Source organism: Actinomadura scrupuli (assembly GCF_050971785.1).
GTDB lineage: Bacteria > Actinomycetota > Actinomycetes > Streptosporangiales > Streptosporangiaceae > Actinomadura_E > Actinomadura_E scrupuli.
In genome coordinates this window covers 266,336-289,244 of record NZ_JBPCCU010000011.1, presented here as the reverse complement: position 1 = coordinate 289,244, position 22,909 = coordinate 266,336, and the positions used below count along the sequence as shown (strand labels likewise).

Annotated in this window: 22 protein-coding genes; 9 read left to right on the top strand and 13 right to left on the bottom strand. The window is 69.9% G+C overall.

The window, feature by feature from the left end; genetic code table 11:
* Positions 1 to 27: 27 nt before the first annotated feature.
* Genes ACRYCC_RS37410 through ACRYCC_RS37400 form a run of 3 tightly spaced genes read right to left on the bottom strand, consistent with a single transcriptional unit; the run spans position 28 to position 3,153 of the window.
* On the bottom strand, positions 28 to 1,323 hold the full coding sequence (locus ACRYCC_RS37410) for an ABC transporter substrate-binding protein (protein ID WP_433818798.1): 1,296 nt from the start codon (positions 1,321 to 1,323) through the stop codon (positions 28 to 30).
* Between the two features lie 28 nt (positions 1,324 to 1,351).
* Entirely contained in the window at positions 1,352 to 2,260 is a 909-nt protein-coding gene (locus ACRYCC_RS37405; RefSeq protein WP_433818797.1) for a carbohydrate ABC transporter permease, read from the bottom strand.
* A complete protein-coding gene (locus ACRYCC_RS37400) occupies positions 2,257 to 3,153 on the bottom strand; it encodes a carbohydrate ABC transporter permease (RefSeq protein WP_433818796.1) in 897 nt (298 codons plus the stop codon). Before ACRYCC_RS37400 ends, ACRYCC_RS37405 begins: the two co-directional genes overlap by 4 nt.
* A gap of 219 nt (positions 3,154 to 3,372) precedes the next feature.
* Here ACRYCC_RS37400 and ACRYCC_RS37395 point away from each other — a divergent pair, with 219 nt between their 5' ends.
* From ACRYCC_RS37395 to ACRYCC_RS37385, 3 genes are read left to right on the top strand one after another with little or no spacing between them, the layout of a single operon-like run.
* The gene (locus ACRYCC_RS37395; RefSeq protein ID WP_433818795.1) at positions 3,373 to 4,521 is read left to right on the top strand and encodes a mandelate racemase/muconate lactonizing enzyme family protein; all 1,149 of its coding nucleotides are present in this window, start codon (positions 3,373 to 3,375) and stop codon (positions 4,519 to 4,521) included.
* Entirely contained in the window at positions 4,518 to 5,441 is a 924-nt protein-coding gene (locus tag ACRYCC_RS37390; RefSeq protein WP_433818794.1) for a dihydrodipicolinate synthase family protein, read from the top strand. Before ACRYCC_RS37395 ends, ACRYCC_RS37390 begins: the two co-directional genes overlap by 4 nt.
* The gene (locus ACRYCC_RS37385; RefSeq protein WP_433818793.1) at positions 5,438 to 6,178 is read left to right on the top strand and encodes an SDR family NAD(P)-dependent oxidoreductase; all 741 of its coding nucleotides are present in this window, start codon (positions 5,438 to 5,440) and stop codon (positions 6,176 to 6,178) included. Before ACRYCC_RS37390 ends, ACRYCC_RS37385 begins: the two co-directional genes overlap by 4 nt.
* On the opposite strand, the gene ACRYCC_RS37380 is transcribed toward ACRYCC_RS37385, so the two are convergent.
* Positions 6,134 to 7,018: an SMP-30/gluconolactonase/LRE family protein gene (locus ACRYCC_RS37380; RefSeq protein ID WP_433818792.1), complete on the bottom strand. Its 885-nt coding sequence runs from the start codon at positions 7,016 to 7,018 to the stop codon at positions 6,134 to 6,136. The genes ACRYCC_RS37385 and ACRYCC_RS37380 overlap by 45 nt on opposite strands.
* A gap of 95 nt (positions 7,019 to 7,113) precedes the next feature.
* Here ACRYCC_RS37380 and ACRYCC_RS37375 point away from each other — a divergent pair, with 95 nt between their 5' ends.
* Together ACRYCC_RS37375 and ACRYCC_RS37370 are read left to right on the top strand one after the other, a co-directional pair.
* Positions 7,114 to 9,699: a golvesin C-terminal-like domain-containing protein gene (locus ACRYCC_RS37375; RefSeq protein ID WP_433818791.1), complete on the top strand. Its 2,586-nt coding sequence runs from the start codon at positions 7,114 to 7,116 to the stop codon at positions 9,697 to 9,699.
* A gap of 104 nt (positions 9,700 to 9,803) precedes the next feature.
* Positions 9,804 to 10,607, top strand: coding sequence for an IclR family transcriptional regulator (locus ACRYCC_RS37370; protein ID WP_433818790.1), 804 nt, complete (start codon positions 9,804 to 9,806; stop codon positions 10,605 to 10,607).
* A 10-nt stretch (positions 10,608 to 10,617) separates the two neighbouring features.
* Here ACRYCC_RS37370 and ACRYCC_RS37365 read toward each other — a convergent pair whose 3' ends face one another.
* The 3 genes from ACRYCC_RS37365 to ACRYCC_RS37355 are packed head-to-tail and all read right to left on the bottom strand — an operon-like array spanning position 10,618 to position 13,345.
* Positions 10,618 to 11,796, bottom strand: coding sequence for a mandelate racemase/muconate lactonizing enzyme family protein (locus ACRYCC_RS37365; protein WP_433818789.1), 1,179 nt, complete (start codon positions 11,794 to 11,796; stop codon positions 10,618 to 10,620).
* Between the two features lie 8 nt (positions 11,797 to 11,804).
* Positions 11,805 to 12,365 carry a bifunctional 4-hydroxy-2-oxoglutarate aldolase/2-dehydro-3-deoxy-phosphogluconate aldolase gene (locus ACRYCC_RS37360; RefSeq protein ID WP_433818868.1) on the bottom strand — a complete coding sequence of 187 codons (561 nt, stop codon included), beginning with the start codon at positions 12,363 to 12,365 and terminating at the stop codon, positions 11,805 to 11,807.
* Between the two features lie 29 nt (positions 12,366 to 12,394).
* Positions 12,395 to 13,345 carry a sugar kinase gene (locus ACRYCC_RS37355; RefSeq protein ID WP_433818788.1) on the bottom strand — a complete coding sequence of 317 codons (951 nt, stop codon included), beginning with the start codon at positions 13,343 to 13,345 and terminating at the stop codon, positions 12,395 to 12,397.
* A gap of 329 nt (positions 13,346 to 13,674) precedes the next feature.
* Between ACRYCC_RS37355 and ACRYCC_RS37350 the strand changes: the two genes are divergently transcribed.
* Both ACRYCC_RS37350 and ACRYCC_RS37345 read left to right on the top strand, forming a co-directional pair.
* Complete coding sequence (locus tag ACRYCC_RS37350) at positions 13,675 to 15,126, top strand: glycine hydroxymethyltransferase (protein WP_433818787.1); 1,452 nt, start codon at positions 13,675 to 13,677, stop codon at positions 15,124 to 15,126.
* Between the two features lie 612 nt (positions 15,127 to 15,738).
* On the top strand, positions 15,739 to 16,500 hold the full coding sequence (locus ACRYCC_RS37345) for an AfsR/SARP family transcriptional regulator (protein ID WP_433818786.1): 762 nt from the start codon (positions 15,739 to 15,741) through the stop codon (positions 16,498 to 16,500).
* Here the strand turns inward: ACRYCC_RS37345 and ACRYCC_RS37340 are convergent.
* The 6 genes from ACRYCC_RS37340 to ACRYCC_RS37315 are packed head-to-tail and all read right to left on the bottom strand — an operon-like array spanning position 16,481 to position 21,206.
* The gene (locus ACRYCC_RS37340) at positions 16,481 to 17,833 is read right to left on the bottom strand and encodes an aldehyde dehydrogenase family protein (RefSeq protein WP_433818785.1); all 1,353 of its coding nucleotides are present in this window, start codon (positions 17,831 to 17,833) and stop codon (positions 16,481 to 16,483) included. The genes ACRYCC_RS37345 and ACRYCC_RS37340 overlap by 20 nt on opposite strands.
* Positions 17,830 to 18,384: a cupin domain-containing protein gene (locus ACRYCC_RS37335; RefSeq protein WP_433818784.1), complete on the bottom strand. Its 555-nt coding sequence runs from the start codon at positions 18,382 to 18,384 to the stop codon at positions 17,830 to 17,832. The genes ACRYCC_RS37340 and ACRYCC_RS37335 overlap by 4 nt, the downstream gene beginning before the upstream one ends.
* Positions 18,381 to 18,647: a ferredoxin family protein gene (locus ACRYCC_RS37330; RefSeq protein ID WP_433818783.1), complete on the bottom strand. Its 267-nt coding sequence runs from the start codon at positions 18,645 to 18,647 to the stop codon at positions 18,381 to 18,383. Before ACRYCC_RS37330 ends, ACRYCC_RS37335 begins: the two co-directional genes overlap by 4 nt.
* Complete coding sequence (locus ACRYCC_RS37325) at positions 18,647 to 18,877, bottom strand: Rieske (2Fe-2S) protein (RefSeq protein ID WP_433818782.1); 231 nt, start codon at positions 18,875 to 18,877, stop codon at positions 18,647 to 18,649. Before ACRYCC_RS37325 ends, ACRYCC_RS37330 begins: the two co-directional genes overlap by 1 nt.
* Positions 18,874 to 20,595, bottom strand: a complete 1,722-nt coding sequence (locus ACRYCC_RS37320) for a hypothetical protein (RefSeq protein WP_433818781.1) — start codon at positions 20,593 to 20,595, stop codon at positions 18,874 to 18,876. The genes ACRYCC_RS37325 and ACRYCC_RS37320 overlap by 4 nt, the downstream gene beginning before the upstream one ends.
* Complete coding sequence (locus ACRYCC_RS37315; RefSeq protein WP_433818780.1) at positions 20,592 to 21,206, bottom strand: GNAT family N-acetyltransferase; 615 nt, start codon at positions 21,204 to 21,206, stop codon at positions 20,592 to 20,594. The genes ACRYCC_RS37320 and ACRYCC_RS37315 overlap by 4 nt, the downstream gene beginning before the upstream one ends.
* Positions 21,207 to 21,486: 280 nt before the next feature.
* Between ACRYCC_RS37315 and ACRYCC_RS37310 the strand changes: the two genes are divergently transcribed.
* Complete coding sequence (locus ACRYCC_RS37310; RefSeq protein WP_433818779.1) at positions 21,487 to 21,741, top strand: acyl carrier protein; 255 nt, start codon at positions 21,487 to 21,489, stop codon at positions 21,739 to 21,741.
* A gap of 28 nt (positions 21,742 to 21,769) precedes the next feature.
* Complete coding sequence (locus ACRYCC_RS37305) at positions 21,770 to 22,903, top strand: ferritin-like domain-containing protein (RefSeq protein WP_433818778.1); 1,134 nt, start codon at positions 21,770 to 21,772, stop codon at positions 22,901 to 22,903.
* The last annotated feature ends 6 nt before the right edge of the window (positions 22,904 to 22,909 follow it).

Sequence of the window (22,909 nt, the reverse complement as noted above, 5' to 3'; positions counted from 1 at the left end):
GGGCGGCTTCCCGCCCACCGGACGACGTCACAGCTTGATTATCGACTGCATCTGCTTGGCCGCGTCGGTGAGCGCGGGCTTGGCCTTCTTCCGCCCGGCCAGGACTTCGGCCACCGAGTCGGTGAGGATCTTCTCGATCTGCGCGAAGTTGGAGAAGGCCCAGAACGGGTCGGGTGTCGCGCTGTCGGTGACCTTCGCGGCGAAGTCCTTCTGGTATTGGTCGTTCGCGAAGTAGGAGGCTTCCAGGCTGGTCTTGGTGGGCGTGGGCAGGCTGGTGCCCTCGAAGAAGGTCTTCAGTGCCTCGGGGTCGCTGGTCAGGTACTCGGCGAGGGCGCGGGCCGTCGTCGAGCCCTTGCCCTTGAGCACCGCGATCGCATGGCCGTGGGTGAGCGCCCTCGGCTTATCACCGGCCTTGAGAACGGCCCGGGCGACGGGGCGGATCGTCTTGACGGTCTCCGCGCCGTGCGGCGCGGCCGTCAGGTAGGAGCGGGCCAGCGTGGCGTCCTCGTAGTAGGCGCCGTCGCCACGGCCGAAGATGACCCGCGATTCGGTGCGCGACACGTCGGGGATGCACAGGCCCCGGTCGAGGATGCTCTTGTACCACTCGAGCGCCTCCACGGAGGCGTCGTCGCCGACGGTGACCTTGCCGTTCTCGAAGATGGGACTGCCGAACGTCCACATCCACGGGATGATGTCCTTCAGCGCGGGGTCCTTGGTGGAGGCCACCCATGGGATCACGCCCTTGATCTTCTTCAGCTCCAGCAGGAGCTTCTCGAAGTCGGCGATCGTCTCGGGTTCCTCACCGGGCTTGACGCCGACCCGGTCGAGCCACTTCTGGTTGACGAAGGTGCCGATCGCACCGGAGTACTGCGGCAGCGCGTACTGCTTCCCGTCGATCTGCCCGTTGAGCAGGGTCGCGGGGACGTAGTCGTGCTTGGCGGCGATGTCGCTGAGGTCTTCCAGGACGCCGAGGCTCGAGAAGGACTTCACCACGTCGATGCCGATCTGGAAGGTGCCGAACGCCTGGCCGTTGCGCGCCGCCAGGAGCATCGGCTCCAGGAAGCCGGTGAACGGGTACGTGACGGGCTTGATCTTGATCCCGGTCTTGGTCTGGTAGGCGGCGAGCATCTTCTCCCAGACGGGCTTCGGTGCCGCCTCGGCCATCGACCAGTTGTAGAAGTTGAGTTCCTTCACCTCGGCGGCGCCGGTGACGGGCGAGGCGCCCTTGGACGAGCAGGCGGCGACGGTCATCGCCAGCCCGCCGAGGCCGAGCGCCTGCAGCGCCTGGCGGCGGTTCCACAGTGAATCGGTGGGGTTTGTCATGCGTTTCTCCTGAAGGGAAATGGGGGGTTCAGCCCTTCACGGCGCCGGCGGAGAGGCCCGCGACGAGGAAGCGCTGCAGCAGGATGAACAAGACGACGACCGGCGCTGAGACGATCAGCGAGGCCGCCATGAGGTCGGGCCAGTTGGCCTGCGCCTCCGTCATGTAGGTGCGCACCAGGCCCGGCGGGAGGGTCTGCTTGTCGGGTCCGCCGAGGGTGAGGGCGAAGATGAAGTCGTTCCAGCCGCGGATGAAGGCGAACAGGGCGGCCGCGACGAGCCCGGGCCCGAGCATAGGCAGCAGCACCCGGTGGATGATCGTCCACTGGGACGCCCCGTCGACCTTGGCCGCCTCGATCACCTCGTCGGGGATGGCGTCGAAGAAGCCCTTGAGCACGAAGACGCAGAGCGGCAGCGTGAAGGTGGAGAAGGACAGGACGAGCGCGGTGTAGCTGAACAGCAGGCCGAGGTTCTGGAATAGCACGTAGAGCGAGATCAGCAGCAGGGAGCCGGGGAAGAGCTGGCTGGTGAAGACCAGCGTCATCAGCGAGCCGCGACCTCGGTAGCGGAACTTGGAGAAGGAGTACGCCATGTAAGTGGCGACTCCGACGCCCAGCAGCGCGGTCGCCCCGGACACGAGCAGGCTGTTGAGCAGGAAGTGCATCAGCTGCGGGTCGCGGAAGAAGTTGGCGAAGTGCTCCGCCGTCAGCCGGGCGGGGAAGAGGTGGAAGTCGCCACCGATCGCGTCGGCGTCCGGGGTCACCGAGGTGACGAGCATCCAGTAGATCGGGACGAGGCCGAATCCGGCGAGGGCGGCCAGCAGCAGCCAGCCGAACACTCCTGGGCGTTCGGCCCCGATCCGGTCCGGGTTGCCGCGTTGCCGGACGGGCTCGGGGGCGGACTCGGTGCGGGGCCTCCGGGCTCGGACGTCGGTCATCATTGGGCCTGTCCTTCCACCTTGCGGTCGAGCCAGCGGTAGACGACGAAGAGGCTCATCAGCACGACCAGGCCGCAAAAGCCCAGGGCCGCGGCGTGTCCGAGGTCGAAACCCTGGAACGCCTCCGTGTACACGCGGACGGCGAGGGTGCTGGTCGACTTGCCCGGTCCGCCGCCGGTGAGGACGTAGATGATGTCGAAGTGCTGGAAGTTCCAGATGACCTCGAGCAGCGCGACGACCAGCATCACGCCCCTGATCTGGGGCAGTTTCACCTTCCAGGTCCGCTGCCACCGGTTCGCGCCGTCGACCTGGGCGGCCTCCAGCAGCTCGGGCGGCACCGTCTTGAGCGCGGCGAGCAGGGTCACCATCACCCACGGGAAACTGGTCCAGGTCTTCGCGATGATCACGGCGAGCATCGCGGTGCCGGGTTCGCCGGTCCAAACCCGGTCGGACGGCAGGCCGACCATCCCCAGGACGTTGTTGAGCAGGCCGTAGTTGGAGTTGAGAATCCACGACCAGAGGAAGGAGACGACCACGCTGGGGATGACCCAGGGCAGCAGCAGCACGCCGCGCAGGGTGCTGCGGCCGGGCACCTTCATGTCGAGCAGCAGCGCGAGCGCGAGGCCCACGGCGAATGGCGCCACGGTCGCGCCGATCGCGAAGGTCACCGTCGTCTTCAGGGTGTCCCAGAGCTCGCCATTGAGCACCGCGCGGTAGTTGGCCAGCCCCGCGAAGGACCTCCCGGGCTCCACCAGGCTCTCGTGGGAGAAGCTGGTGATGAGCGAGCCGACCAGCGGATAGACGGCGACGAGCCCGAGCAGCGCCAGACCGGGCAGCACCAGCAGAATCCCCACCATGCCGTGCGAGAGCGGGCGGCCGGACCGTTGGTTCGCCACGAGCGCCTCCGTCTTGAATGTCAGTTGCACATGTTGAGTATTGATCTGCTTTTTATGCAAGTGTCATGCAGTAGGCGTCACAGTAGGGGCCGAGATGCAGGCCGTCAACAGTCCGGAACCCGTGATACGCATGGACGTCGGGACTATATGGAAGCTCATTGCACTATGCGGCATACTCTCCTGCATACTGCAACAGCTCAACTAGTTGGAAGGGTTGCCGTGCGGATCGAACGCGTCGAGACCTTCGTCCTGAAGCTCGCACCCCCCGAGGCCTATCTGGGCACGCCACCGGTGGCCGCGGAGTCCGGCGGATACTTCCTGCGTCCGCCGTGGCGCAGCCTCTACTCCGCTCGGTTCGAGACCCTGCTGGTCCGCATCACCTGCACCGACGGGACGACCGGCTGGGGTGAGGCGCTGGCCCCGGTCGCCCCGGAGGTGCCGCAGGTGATCGTCGACCGGCTCCTCGCGCCGGTCCTGCTCGGCGAGGACCCCCGCCGGGTGCGTCCGCTGTGGACGAAGCTGGGCGGGCTCATGCGCGAGCGCGGACATCTCGTCGGCCACCAGGCGGACGCGATGGCCGCCGTCGACATCGCCCTCTGGGACCTGGCGGGGAAGGCGTACGGCGTGCCCGTGCACGCGCTGCTCGGCGGGGCGTTCCGCGACGAGATCCCCACCTACGTGTCGGGCCTGCCCCGGCCGACCGACGAGGAACGCGCCGAGCTGGCGGGGGAGTGGGCCGAACGGGGCGTCCGCGCGATCAAACTCCACCTCGGCAACGGTGTGGACGACGACCTCGCCACCTACGACAAGGTCACCATGGTCCACCCCGGCCTGCGGGTCGCCGTGGACGCGCACTGGGCCTACGACCTGGCCGGCGCGCTGCGCCTGGGCCGCGCGCTGGACGAGCGGGGCGCGTGGTTCCTGGAAGCCCCGCTCGCCCCGGAGGACCTGGACGCCCACCGCGAGCTCGCCGCCGCCCTGACCACGCCGGTCGCCGTCGGCGAGGCACTGCGCAACCGGTACGAGTTCCGCGCCTGGCTGCGGGAACGGGCCGTCGACCTGTGCCAGCCCGATGTCGGACGCACCGGGATCACCGAGGCCATGGCGATCGCCGAACTGGCGGCGGCACACCACGTTCCGGTCGCGCCGCACCACTCGGTCGGCCTCGGCGTCAGCGTGGCCGCGGGTCTGCACGTCAGCGCGGCGATCGAGGCGATGCCCGCATTCGAGTTCCAGCCGACGACCATGACGGTCGCGAACCGCATCCTGACCGCGAGCCTGACCGGCGGGCCGGTCGCCTTCGCCCTCCCCGACTCACCCGGCCTCGGCATCGACGTCGATCTCTCATCCGTGCTGGAGGAAGCATGACCGAGCGCAGCGAGGGGATGACCACCCGGTCTTCCGATGTCCGCGGCCTCATCCCGGTCCTGGCGACGCCTTTTCACCCCGATGGTGATCTGGATCTGGCCTCGCTGGCCGGGCTGGTCGGTTTCCAGCTCACGTCGTCCGTCTCCGGGGTGGCGGTCTTCGGTTTCGCCAGCGAGGGATTCGCGCTGACCGCGGCCGAGCGTGCCGCCATCCTGCGGACCGTGACCGCCGAGACCGGTCCCCGGCTCCCGGTGATCGCGGGCATCGCGGCGACCGGGACCCGCGACGCCCTGGAGCAGGTGCGGGCGGCGGCCGAGCACGGCGCGAGCGTGGCGATGGTGGTGCCGCCGTTCATGGTCAAGCCCAGCTCTGCCCAGCTCGTCGACTTCTACGGGGAGGTCGCGGCGGGTGGCGGCCTGCCGGTCATGGTGCAGGACGCGCCCGGACCGACCGGCGTGAGCATGCCCGTCTCCCTGCTGGTCGAACTGTCCAAGCTCGAGGGCGTCGAGTCGGTGAAGGTCGAGAGCCAGCCGACCGCGCCGAAGGTGGGCGCGGTCGTTGCCGGCACCGCCGACGACTTCCTGGTGCTCGGCGGTCAGAACGCGCTGTTCCTGCTGGAGGAGCTGGCCTGCGGTGCGGTCGGGACGATGCCCGCGTGCGAGTTCCCCGACCTGCTCACCCGGGTCCTGGACCCGTGGGCCGAGGGTGACCGGCCGCGCGGCCGCGCGGAGTTCGCCCGGATCCTGCCGCTCATCCGCTTCGGCCTGCAGCCGGGCATCGCCTGGTCGATCCACAAGCACGTGCTGGTGCGCCGGGGCATCATCCGCTCGGCGACGGTGCGTCCGCCCGCATCCGACGCCGACCCCGCTACCCTGGCCTGGCTCGACGACATCCTCGGTGACCTGGGGCTGATGGCATGACTGAGGCAGGGCGCGGGGTGCTGGTCGCCGGCTCCAGCTCGCCCATCGGGCGGGCGATCGGGGCGGCCTTCGCCGGGGACACGGTCGTCGGTGTCGCGTTGGAACCGGTGGACGATGACGGGTTCGCCGAGAACCTGGTGCTCGACTGTGCAACCGGCGATGGGGCGCGGGCCGCCGTCGAAACGGTGGTGCGGGTGGCCGGACGGCTGGATGTGGTGGTGCTCGCCGCCGCGGCGATGCCGGTCGCCGCGATCACGGAGACCACCGACGCGCAGTGGCGTCAGGCGCTCGACTCGGTGCTCGGGACGGCCTTCGCGGTGAGCCGCGCGGCCCTGCCGGTGATGGGTGACGGCGGCGCGATCGTCGCGGTCAGCTCGGTCAATTCGTTCCTCGCCGCGCCCGGGCTGCCCGGTTACGCGGCGGCGAAGGCGGGGCTGGAAGGGCTCGTCCGGCAGTTGGCGCTGGAGTACGGGCCGCGTGGCATCAGGGTCAACGCGGTCGCGCCCGGCATGATCGGCGGCGGTGACGTGCCGGACGCGGCGGCAGGCTATCCGCTGGGGCGTACCGGCACCGAGCAGGAGGTGGCGGCGGCCGTGCACTTCCTGGCGGGCGCGGGGTTCGTCACCGGAGCGGTGCTGCCCGTGGACGGCGGGCTGTCGATCGCCTCGCCGGCGGCCTTCTTGCGGGCGGACCTATGGGCCAGATGGGGCGGGCTCGCCGGACCAGACGGCGGCTGACGGGCCGCTGACCCCGACGTCCAGGGCGAAGATCCGTCCGCTCAGCGGGGCGCGCGCCCGGGTGACGGGATCGAGCCCCACCCAGGCGGTGGTCACCACGAGGACGGTCCCCACCAGGCAGACGGCGGTGGGGCGGGGGACCGGCAGGTCGACCGTGGTGAGGAGTCGTCCGGTGGCGGTGAACCGGCGCACGCACCAGGCGTCCCACACCGCCACCCAGACGCAGCCCTCGTCGTCGACGCACAGGCCGTCCGGGCTGCTGTCGCCGAACGCGGCCAGAGTACGGCGTCGGCCGACGGCACCGGTCGGCAGGTCGTAGTCGAAGGCGTCCAGCCTGCGGGCGAGGGAGTCCACGTAGAACATGGTGGTGCCGTCGGCGCTCCAGCCGATCCCGTTGGAGCAGCCGACGCCGGTCAGCGTCGTCGCGATGGTCCGGTCGGCGTCGAGCCGGTAGAGCGCGCCGGAGCCGGGGGGCGCGCCTTCGAGGACCTGGCTTCCGGCGACGAAACGCCCGGCGGGGTCGCACGCGCCGTCGTTCATCCTGGTGCCCGGCGCGGCGACGTCGTCGGGGCCGAGCGGACGGACCGTGCCGTCGGCGGCCAGATGCCGGAATCCCCGTCCGGCCGCGACCACCCAGCCCGCGTCGGCGCGGGCGAGCGGGGCGACCGCTCCGCAGGCCGCGCCCACGTCGTAGTGCGCACTCACGACCAGCGCTCCGTCGCGGAGCCGTCCCCGGTGTACCCGGCCTGCCCGGAGGTCCACCCAGAGCAGCTCACCGGTCCGCGGATCGAGCCGAGGGCTCTCAGCCAGCTCGTACGCCTCGCTTGAGATCACGTCCACTCTGGCAAACTACATCCATATAGCGATTGCTCATCTCGTTATGAGCTATATGAATGCTATTGACAGATGTAACATACGCATCGAGCATCTGTAACATGTATCGAAGATCCTGGAGAGCCGGGACGGCTCTCGTCCTCCTGGCGGCGACCGCCTTCGCGATCTCGAGTCCCGGCCCGGCGGCAACCGCCGCGCCCGCGCCCGCTCCTGCTCCGGCCGGCTACGAACAGGCCTGGGCGGACGAGTTCGACGGGACGGGGCTCGACACCGGCCAGTGGTTCCACCGCGGCGGCGACCGCGCCCTGTGCACCAACAAGCCCGAGAACGTGGACGTGTCCGGCGGCTACCTGCGCCTCAAGCTGGACAAGGCCACCTCGGGGAAGATGCCCTACACCTGCGGCGGCGTCATCACCCGGCAGTTGTTCGGGTACGGCTACTACGAGACCCGCGCCAAGCAGTTCAGCGGTCCCGGGTGGCACTCCTCGTTCTGGCAGATGGGCGTGCCGCTCGACCACGAGAGGCGGGTGCCCGACTACACCGGCCCGAACAATCTCGTGAACGAGGTGGACGGGTTCGAGATCGACTCCCACACGCCCACCCGGGTGCAGGCCAACTCGCACTACTACACGCCCACGCACGTCGGGTGGGGCGGCGGCATCTCCACGGGCGTCGATTCGACGGATGGCTACCACACCTACGGTTACGAGTGGACGCCGACGAAACTGCGCTTCTACACCGACGGCGTGCTCACCGTCGAGAAGGACTACCCCGGCCCGCACGCGCCGCAGAACCTGTGGCTGACGTCGGTGGCCTACACCGAACCCGTCGACGACGGCGCGCTGCCCGGCGAGGTGACCTACGACTACTTCCGCTACTACCGCCCGATCGCTGCAGGCGACGAGGACCCGGCCGTCGTCGTCGACACCTCCGACAGCGGTTATGCCGAGACCGGCGAGTGGACCTCGTCGCCGACGCCCTGGGCGTACGGCTTCCAGGACAAGGACACCCGGCAGAGCTCGGCGGCCGGTGCGACGGCGAGCTGGACTCCGGCGCTGCCCGCCGCCGGGTCGTATGAGGTGTACGCGTGGAATCCAAGCGTCTTCAACGGATCCAACACGAGCGCGAGATTCACCGTGACGCATGGCGGCGGCAGCACCGACGTGCTGGTCGACCAGGTCACCGCCGGACAGCAGTGGGTCAGCCTGGGCGCCTACCAGCTCGTACCGGGCGACAAGGTGACCGTCAGGGGCGAGGGCACAGGTGCGCTGCGGACGGACGCGGTGAAGTTCGTTCCCGCAGTGGTGACCGACAACGGCTCCTCCGGTTACACGGAGTCCGGTCCGTGGAACGCCTCCGCGACCGTCCCCGGCTGGCGGGGAACCGGCACCCGGTGGGCGACCGCCGGCGCCTCGACCGCGCGCTGGACCCCCGACCTGCCGTCGGCCACCACCTATGACGTGTTCGCCTGGATCCCGCGCAACGCCACCGACTCGACGTCGGCCGCGTTCACCGTGGTCCACAACGGGACGACCTCGTCGGTCGATCCGGACGAGCGCATGGGCGTCAACCGCTGGGTGAAGCTCGGCAACTTCGACTTCGCCGCCGGTACGGGCGGTTACGTCCAACTCGGCCAGGGCGTGACGGCGGGACTGATCCGGGCCGACGCGGTCAAGTTCGTGGCCGCCGCTCCTCCGGACACCATGGCGCCACCCGTGCCGACCGGTGTGACCGCCTCCGCCGCGGCCGCCCGGGCGACCGGAGACGCGACGCTCACCTGGCGGTGGAAGCCGGTTGCCGCCGCCGATCTCGTCGGGTACCACGTCTATCTCGACGGTGTGCGGATGACCTGGAACCCGGTACGCCGGACCGGCTTCACCATGCACCGGATGAAGCCCGGCCAGCGTTACTCGCTGACCGTCACGGCGGTCGACCACAGTGGGAACGAGTCCGCGCCGTCCCGTGTCGTCAACAAGGGGATCCCCGCCGACACCGCCGCGCCGGCGACCCCCGCACCGGTGGCCGCCGAACTCGCCAACGGCCAGGTCATCCTGACCTGGGCCGCCAACACCGAGTACGACGTCCTCGGCTACCACGTCTACAAGGACGGTGTCCGGGTCGACGAGGAGCAGTGGGGCTGGGGCGGCCCGCCCACGGCAGAGACGCTCCGCGGCTACTCGGTGACCGGCCTGACCAACAACCGGGCGTACACGTTCCGCGTCACGGCGGTGGACTACTCCGGCCACGAGTCGGCGGCCCGTACCGTCGTCGCGACACCGCTGCCGATCGCGGTCGTGGACGGCGGCGGCCCGGGCTACAGCGAGACCGGCACCTGGTCCGCCTCCAGCCTGGTCGGCTGGAACAACTCCACCACCCGAGCCACCGGCGCGCCGACCGCGACGGCGACCTGGACGCCGGAGCTGGCCTGGGACGGTGCCTACGACGTCTACGCCTGGGTGCCCCAGCACACCAACAGCACGGCCAAGGCCACCTACACGGTGAACCACACCGCAGGCCAGACGGCCGTGGACGTCAGTCAGAAGACCGGCGGGAACCAGTGGGTCCTGCTCGGCCGGTACGAGTTCACCACGGCCGGCACCGGACACGTCACGATCGCCAATGGCGCCGGTTCGGGCTATCTGCGGACGGACGCAGTCAAGTTCGTGCCCACCTTCCCGACTCCCTAGCCCCGTGTGCCCGCGTGTGCCCGGCGGAGTCTCCTCCGCCGGGCACACCCGCGATGTAAGATCTGTCATCTGGATGTGACTTCTACCTGATGAGGCGAGAACGGATGTCACGGCCCACCGTGCGTGAGACCGGTGGTGGCACGCAGAGCGTCGAACGGGCGCTCACGCTGCTCGGCGCCTTCACCGACGAGCAGCCTGAGCGCCGGGTCTCGGAGCTGGCGCAGCTGTCCGGCCTGGGCCAGTCCACCGTCTCCCGGCTGGTCGGTACCCTGGAGGCGCTCGGCTACGTCGACCGCGACGAACGCAGCGGCCTCTACCGGATCGGGCCCCGTATCGTCGAGCTCGCCGGGGTGGCACTGAACCTCTCGCCCGTTCACCGCCAGGCGAGGCAACTCGCCCAGGACCTCGCCGCCGAGCTCGGGCTGGGCGCGAACGTCGCGGAACGGCACGGCTCTAAGCTCTTCTACCTGTGCCACTTCGAGGGCAGGCTCGCCCCGCGCTCCTTCACGCTGATCGGCAGCTCCGGCCCGCTGCACGCCACCGCGATGGGCAAGGCCCTGCTCTCCGACCTCTCCTCCGCGGAGGTGGAAAAGCTGCTGGGCGCCAGCTACCCGGCCTTCACCCCCAACACCATCACCGAGCGCGGCGCCCTGCTCGCCGCTCTCGACGAGGTCCGCACCCGCGGCTACGCCACCGAGGTGGAGGAGCTGGCCTTCGGCCGGGCCTGCATCGCGGCCCCCCTCCGCGACCGCTCTGGCCGGGTCGTGGCCGCCCTGTCGGTCTCCGGCTCCCTGTCCGCGGTGAACTTGCCGGAACGTCAGGCCGACCTGGCCCGCAAGGTCATCGAAGGCGCCGACCAGATCTCCACCGGCCTCGGCTATATGGCCGCGGCCGTGCAGCGCGTCTGACCAACGGCTCTCAGCCGTTTTCCCGGACGAGGAAGTGCTCGATCGCGGCCTCGTCGACATCGACGCCCAGGCCCGGTCCCTGAGGCAACGGGATCGCGGTGGCGGAGAGCGCGATGGGGGCGGTCAGGATGGAGTCGATCGGGGCGAACAGGTCGGGATGCCACTCGAAGGCGACGAGGTCGGTGCAGACCGCGGCGACCTGGACGCCCGCTGCCAGCGCCAGGCCGAGACCGACCGAGTGGTGCGGGGCGATGGGGAGGTGGTGGGTCGCGGCGTACTCCGCGATCGCCAGGCCCTCGGTGATCCCGGTGCGGCCGATGTCGGGTTGTACCAGGCCGACCGCCCGAGACTGCACGAACGGGCGGAACTCCCAGCGGTGTCGCAGGCTCTCGCCGAGCGCCACCGGCAGGTCCAGCCGCCCGGCGAGGTCGGCAAGCCCGGCGACGTCCTCGAACGCGATCGGCATCTCCAGGAACCACGCGCCAAGCTCGTCCAGACCTCGGCCCAGCCTGATCGCGTCGGCCGGGCCGTAGACGCCGTGCACGTCCACGGCGACCTGGAGTTCGGGGTGGACGGAGCGGAGCGCGGCGACGGTGGCCAGGTCGGCGGCCACCCCGTGGCCCAGGCCCACCTTGATCCGGCGTACGCCGCGCGCCACCCATTTGGCGGCCTGGCCGACCCGGCCTTGGTCGTCCTCGGTCAGCCCGTCCGGAAGGTATGCGGCGGTCCGGCTCCGCCGGGCGGGGAGGCCGGAGACATAGGTGGGGATCTCGTCGCGGAACGCGCCGCCGAGGAGCGCGTGCACCGGCAGGCCGGTCAGCCGTCCGGCGAGGTCCCACAGCGCGATGTCCACGGCGGCCAGCGCGTCGGCCTGATGACCGCCCAAATGGCCGCGCTCGCGCATCAGGTCGCGCAGCCGGGTGACGAGCGGGCGCGGCCGACCCGGATCCGCGCCGAGCAGTGCCGGAGAAAGCAGATGACAGACGATCTGGGCGGGCACCTCGGGCGCGACCGGGGCGAGAGCCTCGCCCCAGCCGACGGCGCCGTCGTCAGTGGTCAGCCTGACCACCAGCGTCTCACGCCGGGTCCCGTAGATGCTCGGCCACGGCGGTCTGGTCGCGTAGGCGCGCGGGTTCGCCGGATCAGGCAGGACCAGGGGGAACGCCTCGACGTTGATGATCTTCGCCATGTGCTCTCCTACCTTCGGGTGTTGAGGGCTGCGAGGAGGTCGAGTTGCGTGGGGTCCGCAAGCGCGGAACCCACCGCCACCACGCGTGCTCCAGCGGCCAGGTACTGCGAGGCCGTGTGCCCGTCGACCCCGCCGGTGGCCACCAGCCGCAGGCCGGGGAAGGGCCCATGGATCTCGCGGAACCAGGCCGGACCCAGCACGCTGGCCGGGAACGCCTTCACCCAGGAGCAGCCGGCTCGCACGGCCTGCTGCACTTCGGTGGGCGTGGCCACGCCCGGCAGATGCGGCATCCCGGCGGCGACACTCGCCGTCAGCACCGCGACGTCCAGCCCAGGAGCGATGGTGTACGCCGCACCCGCGTCCGCCGCGGCCGACACGTGCTCCGGCGTCAGCACGGTCCCCGCGCCGACCGGGAGCCCACGCTCCCGTCCCGCCAGCACCGCCGCCTCGAGCGCGGGCAGCTGACCGGCGTCGCCGATCGGTACCTCGACCGCCCCGATGCCGAGATCCCAGGCCCGCTGCGCGAGCTCGACGGTCCGTTGTGGATCGAATCCGCGCAGGATGGCCATTACGGGCGTCGCCAGCAGCTCGTCCAGGTTCACGAGACCACCTCCAAATGCCGTTCGGCCCGGCGGACCAGCTCGTCCGCCGGGGGGAGCACGCCCAGATCGCCCGCGCTGCCCAGCGCGGCGGCAGCGGCCTGGTGTCCGAGCCCCAGCCGCAGCGCTTCGGGCACACCATGCAGCAGGCCGAAGAGATAGCCTGCGGCGAACGCGTCCCCCGCCCCCACCGGTTCGACGACGTCCACGACGGGCGCGGCCACCTCCACTCGTCCCGCGTCACCCAGCGAGGTCGCCGTCACCGGCCCGTCCTTGACGATCACGGTCCCCGCCCTGGAGAGCAGCGCACGCACGTCCTCGGGTGTGGTCGCCCCCCACAGCCGCGTCGCCTCATCGAGGCCGACGAAGACGAGGTCGGCCGCGTCCGCCAGCCGCGCGAGCACCGGCGCGGCCTGCTCGGCCGGCCACAGACCGGCCCGGTGGTTCACATCGAAGCTCACGATGGCCTCCCGCCCGAACGGCCGCTCCATCACCGCCGTCCGCACCAGCTCCGCACACGTGCCGGACAACGCGGCGGTCACCCCGGTGAGATGCACGACCCGTCCCTCCGGCAGTGTCCGCACCACCCCGGCGTCCATCCCGGAAGCCGCGCTCCCGTCACGGTAGTAGTGCACCCGGGTCCCGTCCGCCGTCGGATCCTTGAAGAAGACACCCGTCCGCCGCGACGGGTCGGTCTCCACCAGGCATCTGACACCCTGCCCTGCCAACCGCTCGCGGATCACTACTCCGAACGGGTCGTTCCCGACCCGGCTCACGAAGGCGGTGCTCCTTCCGAGCCGCGCGAGCTGACAGGCCACATTGGCCTCCGCCCCGGCCACCTCCACCCGCAACGCGCTCGCCTCGGCCAACGGCTGTGGAGGATCAGGCGTCAACAGCACCATCGCCTCACCGACCGAGACGAGATCGCAAATTACAGGTTTGTAATGCACAATGCAGCACAATATTGCGCATGCTGCAACCAGTCAATCAATCCGACCTGAGCTCTCTCGTTCGCCTCGGGGGCTTCGTGGAGGGTGCGACACGAGCCTTACGGCTTCGTGCGCTCCGATGGCGGTGGGATGGACCTGTCGGCGCCGTTGCTCGTCGGTGGTGGCGTGGCGCTCGGCGATACGGAACAGGGACGCGCGCACGCCCCGCCTCCTCGGCAGAACGGGGACGACCCGCTCTCGCGGTAGGAGCCGATGGGGCCGGTAAAGGTCGCCTATGCTCAGACCGGTTACCGACGCCGCACGATTCCCACATGATCCAGGAGGCCGCCATGGACGCTTTCCCCGGGCAGGGCGCATCCGAATCGACCGCCTTCCGAAGCTCAATAGAGGTCATCAGGAAGGTCGAGCCGCGTATCGCCGATGCCATCCACGCCGAGATCGAGGACCAGCGCTCCTCTCTCAAACTCATCGCGAGTGAGAACTACGCCTCTCCGGCCGTCCTGCTGGCGATGGGGAACTGGCTCAGCGACAAATACGCCGAGGGCACCGTCGGCCGTCGCTTCTACGCGGGATGCCGCAATGTCGACACGGTGGAGCAGATCGCGGCCGAGTACGCCCGGGAACTCTTCGGTGCCGCACACGCCTATGTCCAGCCGCATTCCGGGATCGACGCCAACCTCGTCGCCTACTGGGCCGTCCTCGCCCAGCGGGTGGAAAGCCCGGCGCTGGCGCGGGCCGGGGTCAGGAATGTCAACGACCTGACTGAGCAGGACTGGGCGCAATTGCGCGAGTCGTTCGGTAACCAGCGGATGCTCGGAATGTCACTCGACGCGGGCGGCCATCTCACGCACGGCTTCCGTCCCAACATCTCCGGCAAGATGTTCGATCAGCGCAGTTATGGGACGGATCCGGAGACCGGCCTTCTCGACTACGAGGCCGTACGCTCGGCCGCCCGCGAGTTCCGGCCGCTCATTCTCGTGGCCGGCTATTCCGCGTATCCGAGGCTGGTGAACTTCCGCATCATGCGCGAGATCGCCGACGAGGTCGGGGCCACGCTGATGGTGGACATGGCCCATTTCGCGGGCCTGGTCGCGGGCAAGGTCATCACCGGCGACTTCGATCCCGTACCCCACGCCCAGGTCGTCACGACCACCACCCACAAGTCCCTCCGGGGCCCGCGCGGCGGCATGGTCCTGTGCGACGAGGAACTCGCCCCGTACGTCGACCGCGGCTGCCCCATGATCCTCGGCGGCCCGTTGCCCAACGTGATGGCGGCCAAGGCCGTCGCGCTGGCCGAGGCCGGGCGGCCGGAGTTCCGCGACTACGCCCAGCGCATCCTGAACAACGCGGCCGCGCTGGCCGAGGGCCTGCTGCGCCACGACGCCACCCTGGTCACGGGCGGCACGGACAATCACCTCGTGATCATCGACGTCTCGGGCTACGGACTCACCGGACGCCAGGCCGAGGCCGCGCTGCTCGACGCCGGGATCGTCACCAACCGCAACAGCATCCCGAACGATCCCAACGGAGCCTGGTACACCAGTGGCGTCCGCATCGGTACTCCGGCGCTCACCACGCGAGGCTTCGGTGTCGCCGAGATGGAGGAGGTCGCCGAGCTCATGGACACGGTCCTCCGGCACACCAGCCCGGGCACCGCGCCGGACGGGAAACGATCCCCGGTGCGTTACACCCTGCAGGACGGAATCGCGAGTCAGGTGGCCGAGCGCGCCGCCGACCTGCTCGCCAAACACCCCCTTTACCCAGAGATCGACCTATCCTGAATCGGGTCGTACCGGATCCAGTCCGGGTGCATTTCGGGGCTCGGAGCGCCACTTATCCGCCCGGAATTGTCGGAATCATCGGTCGGTGAGTGCCCTCCGAAGCGGGCACGGTCATGACCTAAACCGGCCACAGATCCATTAGTGGTGACAGGTGCTGACTCTTCGCCGAACGACGGTCGCGAACGTTTGACAAGGTGCGGGGCCCTCCGCCGCCGGGCGCGGCTGCCCGGGGCGGCGGCGCGCAGGCTGCAACGCGCCAATTGCGGCCCCTTAGTGGAAATCTTACTAGTTGTCAACATTATTGATCGCCGACCATGCGAACAGTGATCATTAATGGGTTCGCCAGGTGGTGAGGTATGAGTTCCGATGTTACGGTCATGTCAGATCTCTTTGGCCATAAGTAACCAGGGGGCTCATACCGGGGGTTTGAGAAGTTCTTGCTGCTGAAGTTATCCAGTGGGCACCGGCGCCACCATGTGTCGGCATGCCGTTTCAGATCGTGACCCCGTCGACTCTCGACCGGGCGGTCTGCTCCAATTCACCTTACTCGATCTTGCTTTGGGCCTGTCTTTCCGGCCCACAGGGACACCGTTGCTCGATCGGAGATCAACGATGAGATTTCTGCTGCTCGGCAACCTGGAGGTACACGACCCGAATGGTTGCTGCATCCGGCTCAACCGTACAAAACATCGCCAGCTGCTGGGCCTGCTGCTGCTGCGCGCCAACCATGCCGTCTCGATGGACCAGCTCGTCGACGGTATGTGGCCGCTCGATCCGCCGCGGTTCGCGAAAGGCAATCTCAAGACGTACGTGTCGGCCATCCGGCCCATTGTCGATCAGGCCGGCGCCGTCATCGAGACCGTTCCCCGCGGCTATCAGCTGGCGGTGCGACCGGACTTCGTGGACGTCCTGCTGTTCGAGGAGCTCTTCCAGACGGCCGGCGCGGCGAGTGGCAACGACGACTCACACCGCATCGACCTGCTGCGCAAGGCGCTGGGGCTGTGGCGGGGCGACGCGCTCCAGGACCTGTCGTACGAGGGGGGTCCGCTGCGCGACGCCGCGACCCGGCTGCACGAGAAGCGCATCGCGGCGATCCAGGACCTCGCGGCGCTCTGCCTCCGGCTCGGCCGCAACCACGAGGCCATCGACCACCTGCGGATGGCACTGAGCTGGGAGCCGCTGCGCGAGCGCCTGTGGCGGCTATTGATGTTCGCGCTGTACCGGGACGGCCGACAGGCGGAGGCGCTCTCCGCCTACCGGGAGTTCCGCACGATCCTGATCGAGAACATCGGTCTCGAGCCGAGCAGCGACCTGCAGGGCATGCACAGCCGCATTCTCTCCGGCGACGCCCTCCTCAACGTGTCGCCAGGTTGACGGTGACGGTCTTGGGCCGCTGGTACTCGGCCAGTGCCAGCACGCTCAGGTCCGTCCCGCCGCCGGAGGCGCCCCGTCCGCCGTGCGGAAGCTCCGCGGTCTGCACCAGATGGCAGTTGACCCAGACCTCCCCGGCGCGCACGCCCCTGGCGACGCGCAGGGCCGATTCGAGGTCGCCCGACCAGACGCTCGCCGCGAGGGCCTGGGGCACGCTGCCGGCCAGCCGGAGCGCCTCGGCGACGTCCGCCGCACGCTGCACGGTGAGCACCGGCGCGAACACCTCCTCCACGATGACCGGGTCGTCGGCCGGCAGGTCCGCCAGCACACAGGACGGCCGCCAGTACCCCGCGCTCTCCGCCGCCTCGACCGCGACGGCGCCCACGCTGCGGACGCCCGCCTCGGCCTTGCCGACGAGGCGGTCGTAGCGGTCGGCCTGGGCCGCGTTGTTGAGCGGCCCGAAGTCCGTGCCGGCGGAGCGTTCGGTCAGCGCCGCCGAGAGCCGGTCGACGACCTCGTCGTGACCGGTGCCGACGGCGATCACCCGGGCGGGTCCCGCGCAGCTCTGCCCGGCGTTGTAGGTCACCGCGTCGGCGAGCGCCTGCCAGGTCCCGGGTGGGGCGTCGGGGAACACGATGACCGGGCAGTTGCCGCCGAGCTCCAGGCTGATGCGCCGCAGGCCCGCCCGCCGCGCCACGTCCTGGCCGGCGTGCGCGCTGCCGGTGAAGGCGATCGCGTCCACGTCCGCCTCGACCAGGTGGCGGCCGCACCGCCGCCCCCCGGTCACGGTCCGCAGCACGCCCGGGCCCAGGAGTTCCGCGGTGGCGTCGGCGAGCAGCAGAGCCGAGTCGGGCGTCGACTCGGCCGGCTTGAGCACGACCGTGTTGCCGGCGGCGAGGGCCGGGGCGCACCGCCAGGCCGCCATCAGCAGCGGGTAGTTCCACGGCACGATCGCCGCCACCACCCCGCACGGCTCCCAGCGCACCCAGCTCTCGTGCCCGGGTACGAGGTTGCCGGCGGCCGGCGTGAGCTCTCCCCGTACCACGCCCGCGTAGAAGCGGAACAGATCGGCGGCCAGCGCCACCTCCTCGAGCGCCTGCTCCCGCGGCTTACCGGTGCCGGCCCGTTCCCGCCCGGCGTAGGTCTCGGCACGCTCCTCCAGGTGCGAGGCCAGGCTCAGCAGCCGCCGGCCGCGCTCGCGCACGGTCAGCGCCGACCAGCCGGGCGCGGCGCCCCGAGCGGCCGCCACGGCCTCCGCGACGGCGTGTTCGTCGCCGTCGGGGCACTGCCCCCGGACGGTGCCGGTCCGCGGATCGACGAGGTCCAGCGCGGTCATGGCACCCCCGCGCACGTCACGCAGGGGCAGTGCGGGCAGCCGAGGTCGTGCGGCAGGTCCGGCAGCCGGGCCGACAGGGCGCAGATCGTGCAGTCCAGGTCCCCGTCCGGCGCGAGCACCTCGGTGTAGGGCACCAGCTCCATCCGCTCCGTCGAGTGCACCGGCTTGTGCGGCGCGCCGACGGCGAGGATGAGGTGGTCGGTGACCGCGCCGACCGCGTGCGGGACCGCCCCCTCGACCAGATAGACCTGGCCCGCCTCGGTCCGGTGGATCCGGCCGCCGTAGGTGATCGTCCCGACTCCCGCGATCACCGCGAGGATGTGGTGGCCGGGGTGGGTGTGCGGCGCGAATCCGCCTCCGGCCGACAACCTGATGACGTCCGCGCCGATGGCGCCGTTGCCGACCAGCGGCTGGCCGGTCGCGTTCGCGGTCCCGGCCATCGTGACCGGTCGCGGACCGTGCGGAACCGTCAGGCGGGTGAGGTCGGAACCGATCTCGCTGTCCGCCCACGACAGGATGACGAGCTCGGGTCCCTGCACATGGGTCGTCACGAGGCGTCCCGGGAGACGTCCTGGGGTGCGAAGAAGCCGGCGTTCTTGCCGATGTAGGACTCCCATTCGCCGGGAACCTCGGTGTCGCGGTAGATGGCGTCGACCGGGCAGACGGTCACGCACACGTCGCAGTCGATGCAGCGCTCGGGGTCGATGAAGTACTGGTCGGCGACCTCGGTCGTCTCGATGCAGTCGGCGGGGCACACGTCGACGCACGCCCCGTCCTTGACTCCCTCGCAGGGTTGGGTGATCACGAATGCCATCAGCTGTCACCTTTCGGAGTAGGCAGATTGGGACAGATGGGTCCGCGGAGCCGCTCGCCGGTACGGATGTCGAAGGTGGCGCCATGCCAGGCGCAGCGCAGGAAGGGCCCGCTGAGGTATCCCTCGCTGAGCGGTGCTCCGCGATGCGGGCAGTGATCTGGGATGACGTACTCACGGGCTTCGTGCCGCACGACCAGCCGGCCGTCGTCCAGGCGCACCGGCGCGTTCACGATTCCTCCGTCCGGGTCAGCTTCTTGCCGTAGGCCGGGTCGAACTTCAGGCCCCGGGCGTACGTCGCGTCGGCGATCCAGCCGAGCCACTCGGCGAGCCGGGAGGCCGCCGGGATGTCGGAGGGCCGGAACTCCCGGTGCTCCCGGTAGAAGGTGCGGTTGAGCCGGATGTCGGCCAGGCCCTTCCAGACGATCCCCTCGTACCGGATGTAGGTGGGGATCCGGCAGCTCAGCCGGATGCCGGCGGCGCGGTGCCCGCCGTGGTTGGCGTCCTCGGCGACGGCGATGTCCGGCAGGTTGAACGACTGGGCCTTGAACCGCCGGAGCAGCGTGTAGTTCTGCGCCTTCTTCACCGCGTTGTAGCGCAGCCGCTGGCCGATCGCGTTGGAGATCCCGACGAAGTCGAACGGCACGCCCTCGGCGTCCCGGTCGAACGCCTCGCTGAAGGCCGTGTAGCAGAACACGTCCTCGTACTCGAGCGTCCAGGGGGCGTCGAGCTTGACGCCCATCGGCACCGTGCAGATCGCGTAGTCGACGGGCAGCGTGGTGTCGGCGGCCGCCCAGTGCGCCAGCGTCTTGATGACGTCGGTCGGCGTGCGGCCCGCCGCCACGGCGTTGTCGACGGCGTCGGCCCACACCTGCGGGCCGTCCCCGGCCAGTGCCGTGCCGAACGCCTCCTCGAGCCGCCGGCGGAGGTCGGCCGGGAGGGGGCGCAGCCGCTCGCAGGCGGAGCGCGGCACCAGGAACTCCCGCCGTTCCCAGTTCCCGCCGTCGAACTGCAGGCAGCGCAGATGGTCCCGCTCGATGCCGGCGCGCAGCCGCCCCAGCAGGCGGGCGAGGTCGGCCGGGGCGGCGGGCAGGGCCGCCGGGGCGGCGGCGAGCAGCCCCTCGTAGTCGCGGAGCCGGCGGACCACGAAGTCGAACACCATCGGCATGGAGATGATCGACTGATTCAGCTCCTGGAGGCAGAAGCCCGCCTCCCGCCACATCCAGGCGAGGGTGGCGACCGCCAGCGGGCCGTCCGCCCACTCCCCGGGACGGGTGCGCACACAGGACAGCAGCACCGCCCCGACCTGGCGGTTGTCCAGGAGCTCGCCGCGGACGAAGAACCTGATCTGCTCCAGCCCCTCGATGCGCTGCTTGAGCTCGAGCAGCAGCACCGGGAGCTCCTCCTCGCGCATGGCGGTCCAGCCGTCCAGCGCCCGCTGCCGCAGATCCGCCCGCCAGGGCCGCGGCCGGCCGCACCAGAACGGCTGCCCGGCCAGCACCGCCGCGGCGAACTCCTGCTCGCCGCCCTCCTGTACGGGACCGGTGAGGCCGAACTCGTCGGCGAAGACGGCCTTCGGGTTCCGGTCGGCCGCGAGCCGCTGCAGCACCTCGCTGTGCAGCTCCAGGGCCGCGGCGAGGTCCCCGCGGGTGCGCCCGACCGCCAGTGCGAGGACGTACCAGGAGTCCAGCTCCGCCTCGCCGAAGGGGATCTTCATTCGGTACCACAGGTCGTACATGACCGAGCGCCGATCGCCGGCCCGGCCGAGCACGCCGTCGACGGTCGCGCGGTCCAGTTCCGGTCCGGCGGACGGGGGCAGGGTCGAGAACCCCGCGGCGAGCAACCCCAGCGCGACCGCGAGGTCGTCGTGGGCGGCGTCGTCGCGGATGAGGCGGAGCCGGTACTCGACGTCCGCGTCCAGCGCCGCGACGGGCGGATCGGTTTCGATCACAGGGAGCCTCCGGTGTGTTCGGGAAGGGCGTGATGGTCGGTGAGCAGCGCCTTGATGACCAGGGGATCGAGGTCGTAGATCGAGAATTCGCCGGGTCCGGCGAGGCCGTCCGGATCGTCCAGGTGAACGGTCGCCCGGGGCAGCAGGCCGATGCTCTGCACGACCCGGTTGATCCCGACGTTCCGGGTCCGCGTCTCGAGCACGAGGCCGTCGATCGGGTACTCGGTGAAGACGTGGTCGGCCAGCACCGGCAGGCTGTGCCAGAGGATCGCGGAGAGGATCCCGCGCCTGCGTGCCGACGGGTCGGTCAGGTGGACGTGCACGTAGCCCTTCGGCCGCCCGAAGATGTTGATGTTCGTGTAGCCGATCACGGTGCCGTCGCGGACGAAGGTGAACCCCACCGCCTCGTCGCGGCCCCCGTCGCGGCGGCAGAACCGCCGGAACCGCGCCCGGGTGTCGTCGCGGCCGCCGAGCCTGACCGGGTCGATACCGAGGAAGTCCAGATCGGCCACCCCGTCGTGCCAGTAGGACACGAACCCCTCGATGTCGTCCTCGACCATGTCACGGACGCTCAGCCGGTCGTCTCCGAACGCGAAGCGCAGCAACTCCATGCTGTTCCGGACCCCTCTGAAGATCAGCGATTCCCCTGACATCGCCGTCGGCGGCAATGGCCGACCGCGTGCAGATTCCATGGTCGGGCAGGCCGGTCCTCAGCCGGTGTTAAAGCGATCCACAGCACGTTCACTGACGGTTCACGTGACTCCGGCGGCCCTTGTCAGCCGTCCGCGAGATCCCACACAATCTCAGGCAGGGGAACAATTCTGATCAAGGCCGCCCGGGTGGTCGCCTTTCGTTCACCCTGCCTGTCGAGCATCCAGGAAAGAGGTTGCCGTGATCGTGCTTGAAGAGGTTCTCGACATGATTAGGAAGAAGCTGCGCAACAAGCTTCCTTCTCACCTGGATCTCACCGCCGACACGGAATTGGATCGTCTCGGACTCTCCAGTCTGCAGGTCGCCGACATCGTCTTCGCCATTGAGGACGAACACGACTTCGAATTCGATCTGGCCAAGGCCCTCGGCATCACGACCATCGGCGAAATCGTCACGGTGGCGAACGAGGCGCTCGCCGAATTCCACCAGGCGTGAAGCGGCGATGCCCCGTGCGGAAGGAGCGATGACGCCGATGGAGCCGGCAGGCCCGGACGGACCGGAGCACCTGGCGCGGCTGGCCGGGACCTGGGCCGTGCCCGTGGGCGGCGACGCGTTGTTCACCTGGGACTACGACCAGCGGTCCGACAGGCTGCTCGGCCTGTACGCCAAGGGCAAGCGCCGGCAGTGGGACGCGGACGTGCGGCTCGACTGGAGCCACGAGGTCGACCCGGGTGATCCGCTGGGGATGCCCGACGAACTGATCTGGATCGCGGACTCCGAGCTGTGGGACCGGCTGCCGGAGTCCGAGCGGTCGGTGGTGCGCCGGCACACGGCGGGCTGGATGTACTCGCAGTTCCTGCACGGTGAGCAGGGGGCACTGGTGTGCGCCGCCCAGGTGGTGCGGATGGTGCCCGGCATCGACGCGAAGTTCTACGCCTCCACCCAGGTCATGGACGAGGCCAGGCACGTCGAGGCGTACGACCGGTACCTCAGCGAGAAGATCGGCGTCAGGTACGGCATCACGAGGTCCCTGCAGGGACTGCTCGACACGATCGTGCGCGACAGCCGGTGGGACTTCACCTACCTGGGGATGCAGGTGCTGATCGAGGGTCTGGCGCTGGCCTCGTTCAGCATCCAGCGGGACCTCATGACCGATCCTTTGGCGAAGGCGTTCAACGCCTACGTGCTGGCGGACGAGGCCAGGCACGTCGCCTTCGGCCAGATCGCGCTCCGGGACTACTACCAGGACCTCACCGACGCGGAGCGCCGCGAGCGCGAGGACTTCGCCATTGAGGCGTGCTATGTACTGAAAGAGCGTTTCGCCGGTCAGGAACTCTGGCAGAACCTCGATCTCAATGCGGAAGAATGCATGGAGCTGACCAAACGGTCCGCGGCACTTCGCGTGTTCCGGTACCGGCTCTTCTCGCGGATCGTGCCGGCGCTGAAGAGCATCAATCTTTTCGGCCCGCGGATGCGGGAAGGGCTGGGGCAGCTCGGTCTCCTGCGCTTCGCGAAAATGGACGGGGACGCGATCACGGCGGCCGACGAGAGCATCGCACAAGAGATCGAGCGGGATGAGCTCATCCAGCGGAAGAAGCAGATCGACGATGCCATCGCGATGGGGGGATCCGGTGGGACAGGTGAATTCAGTGAATGATCGGCA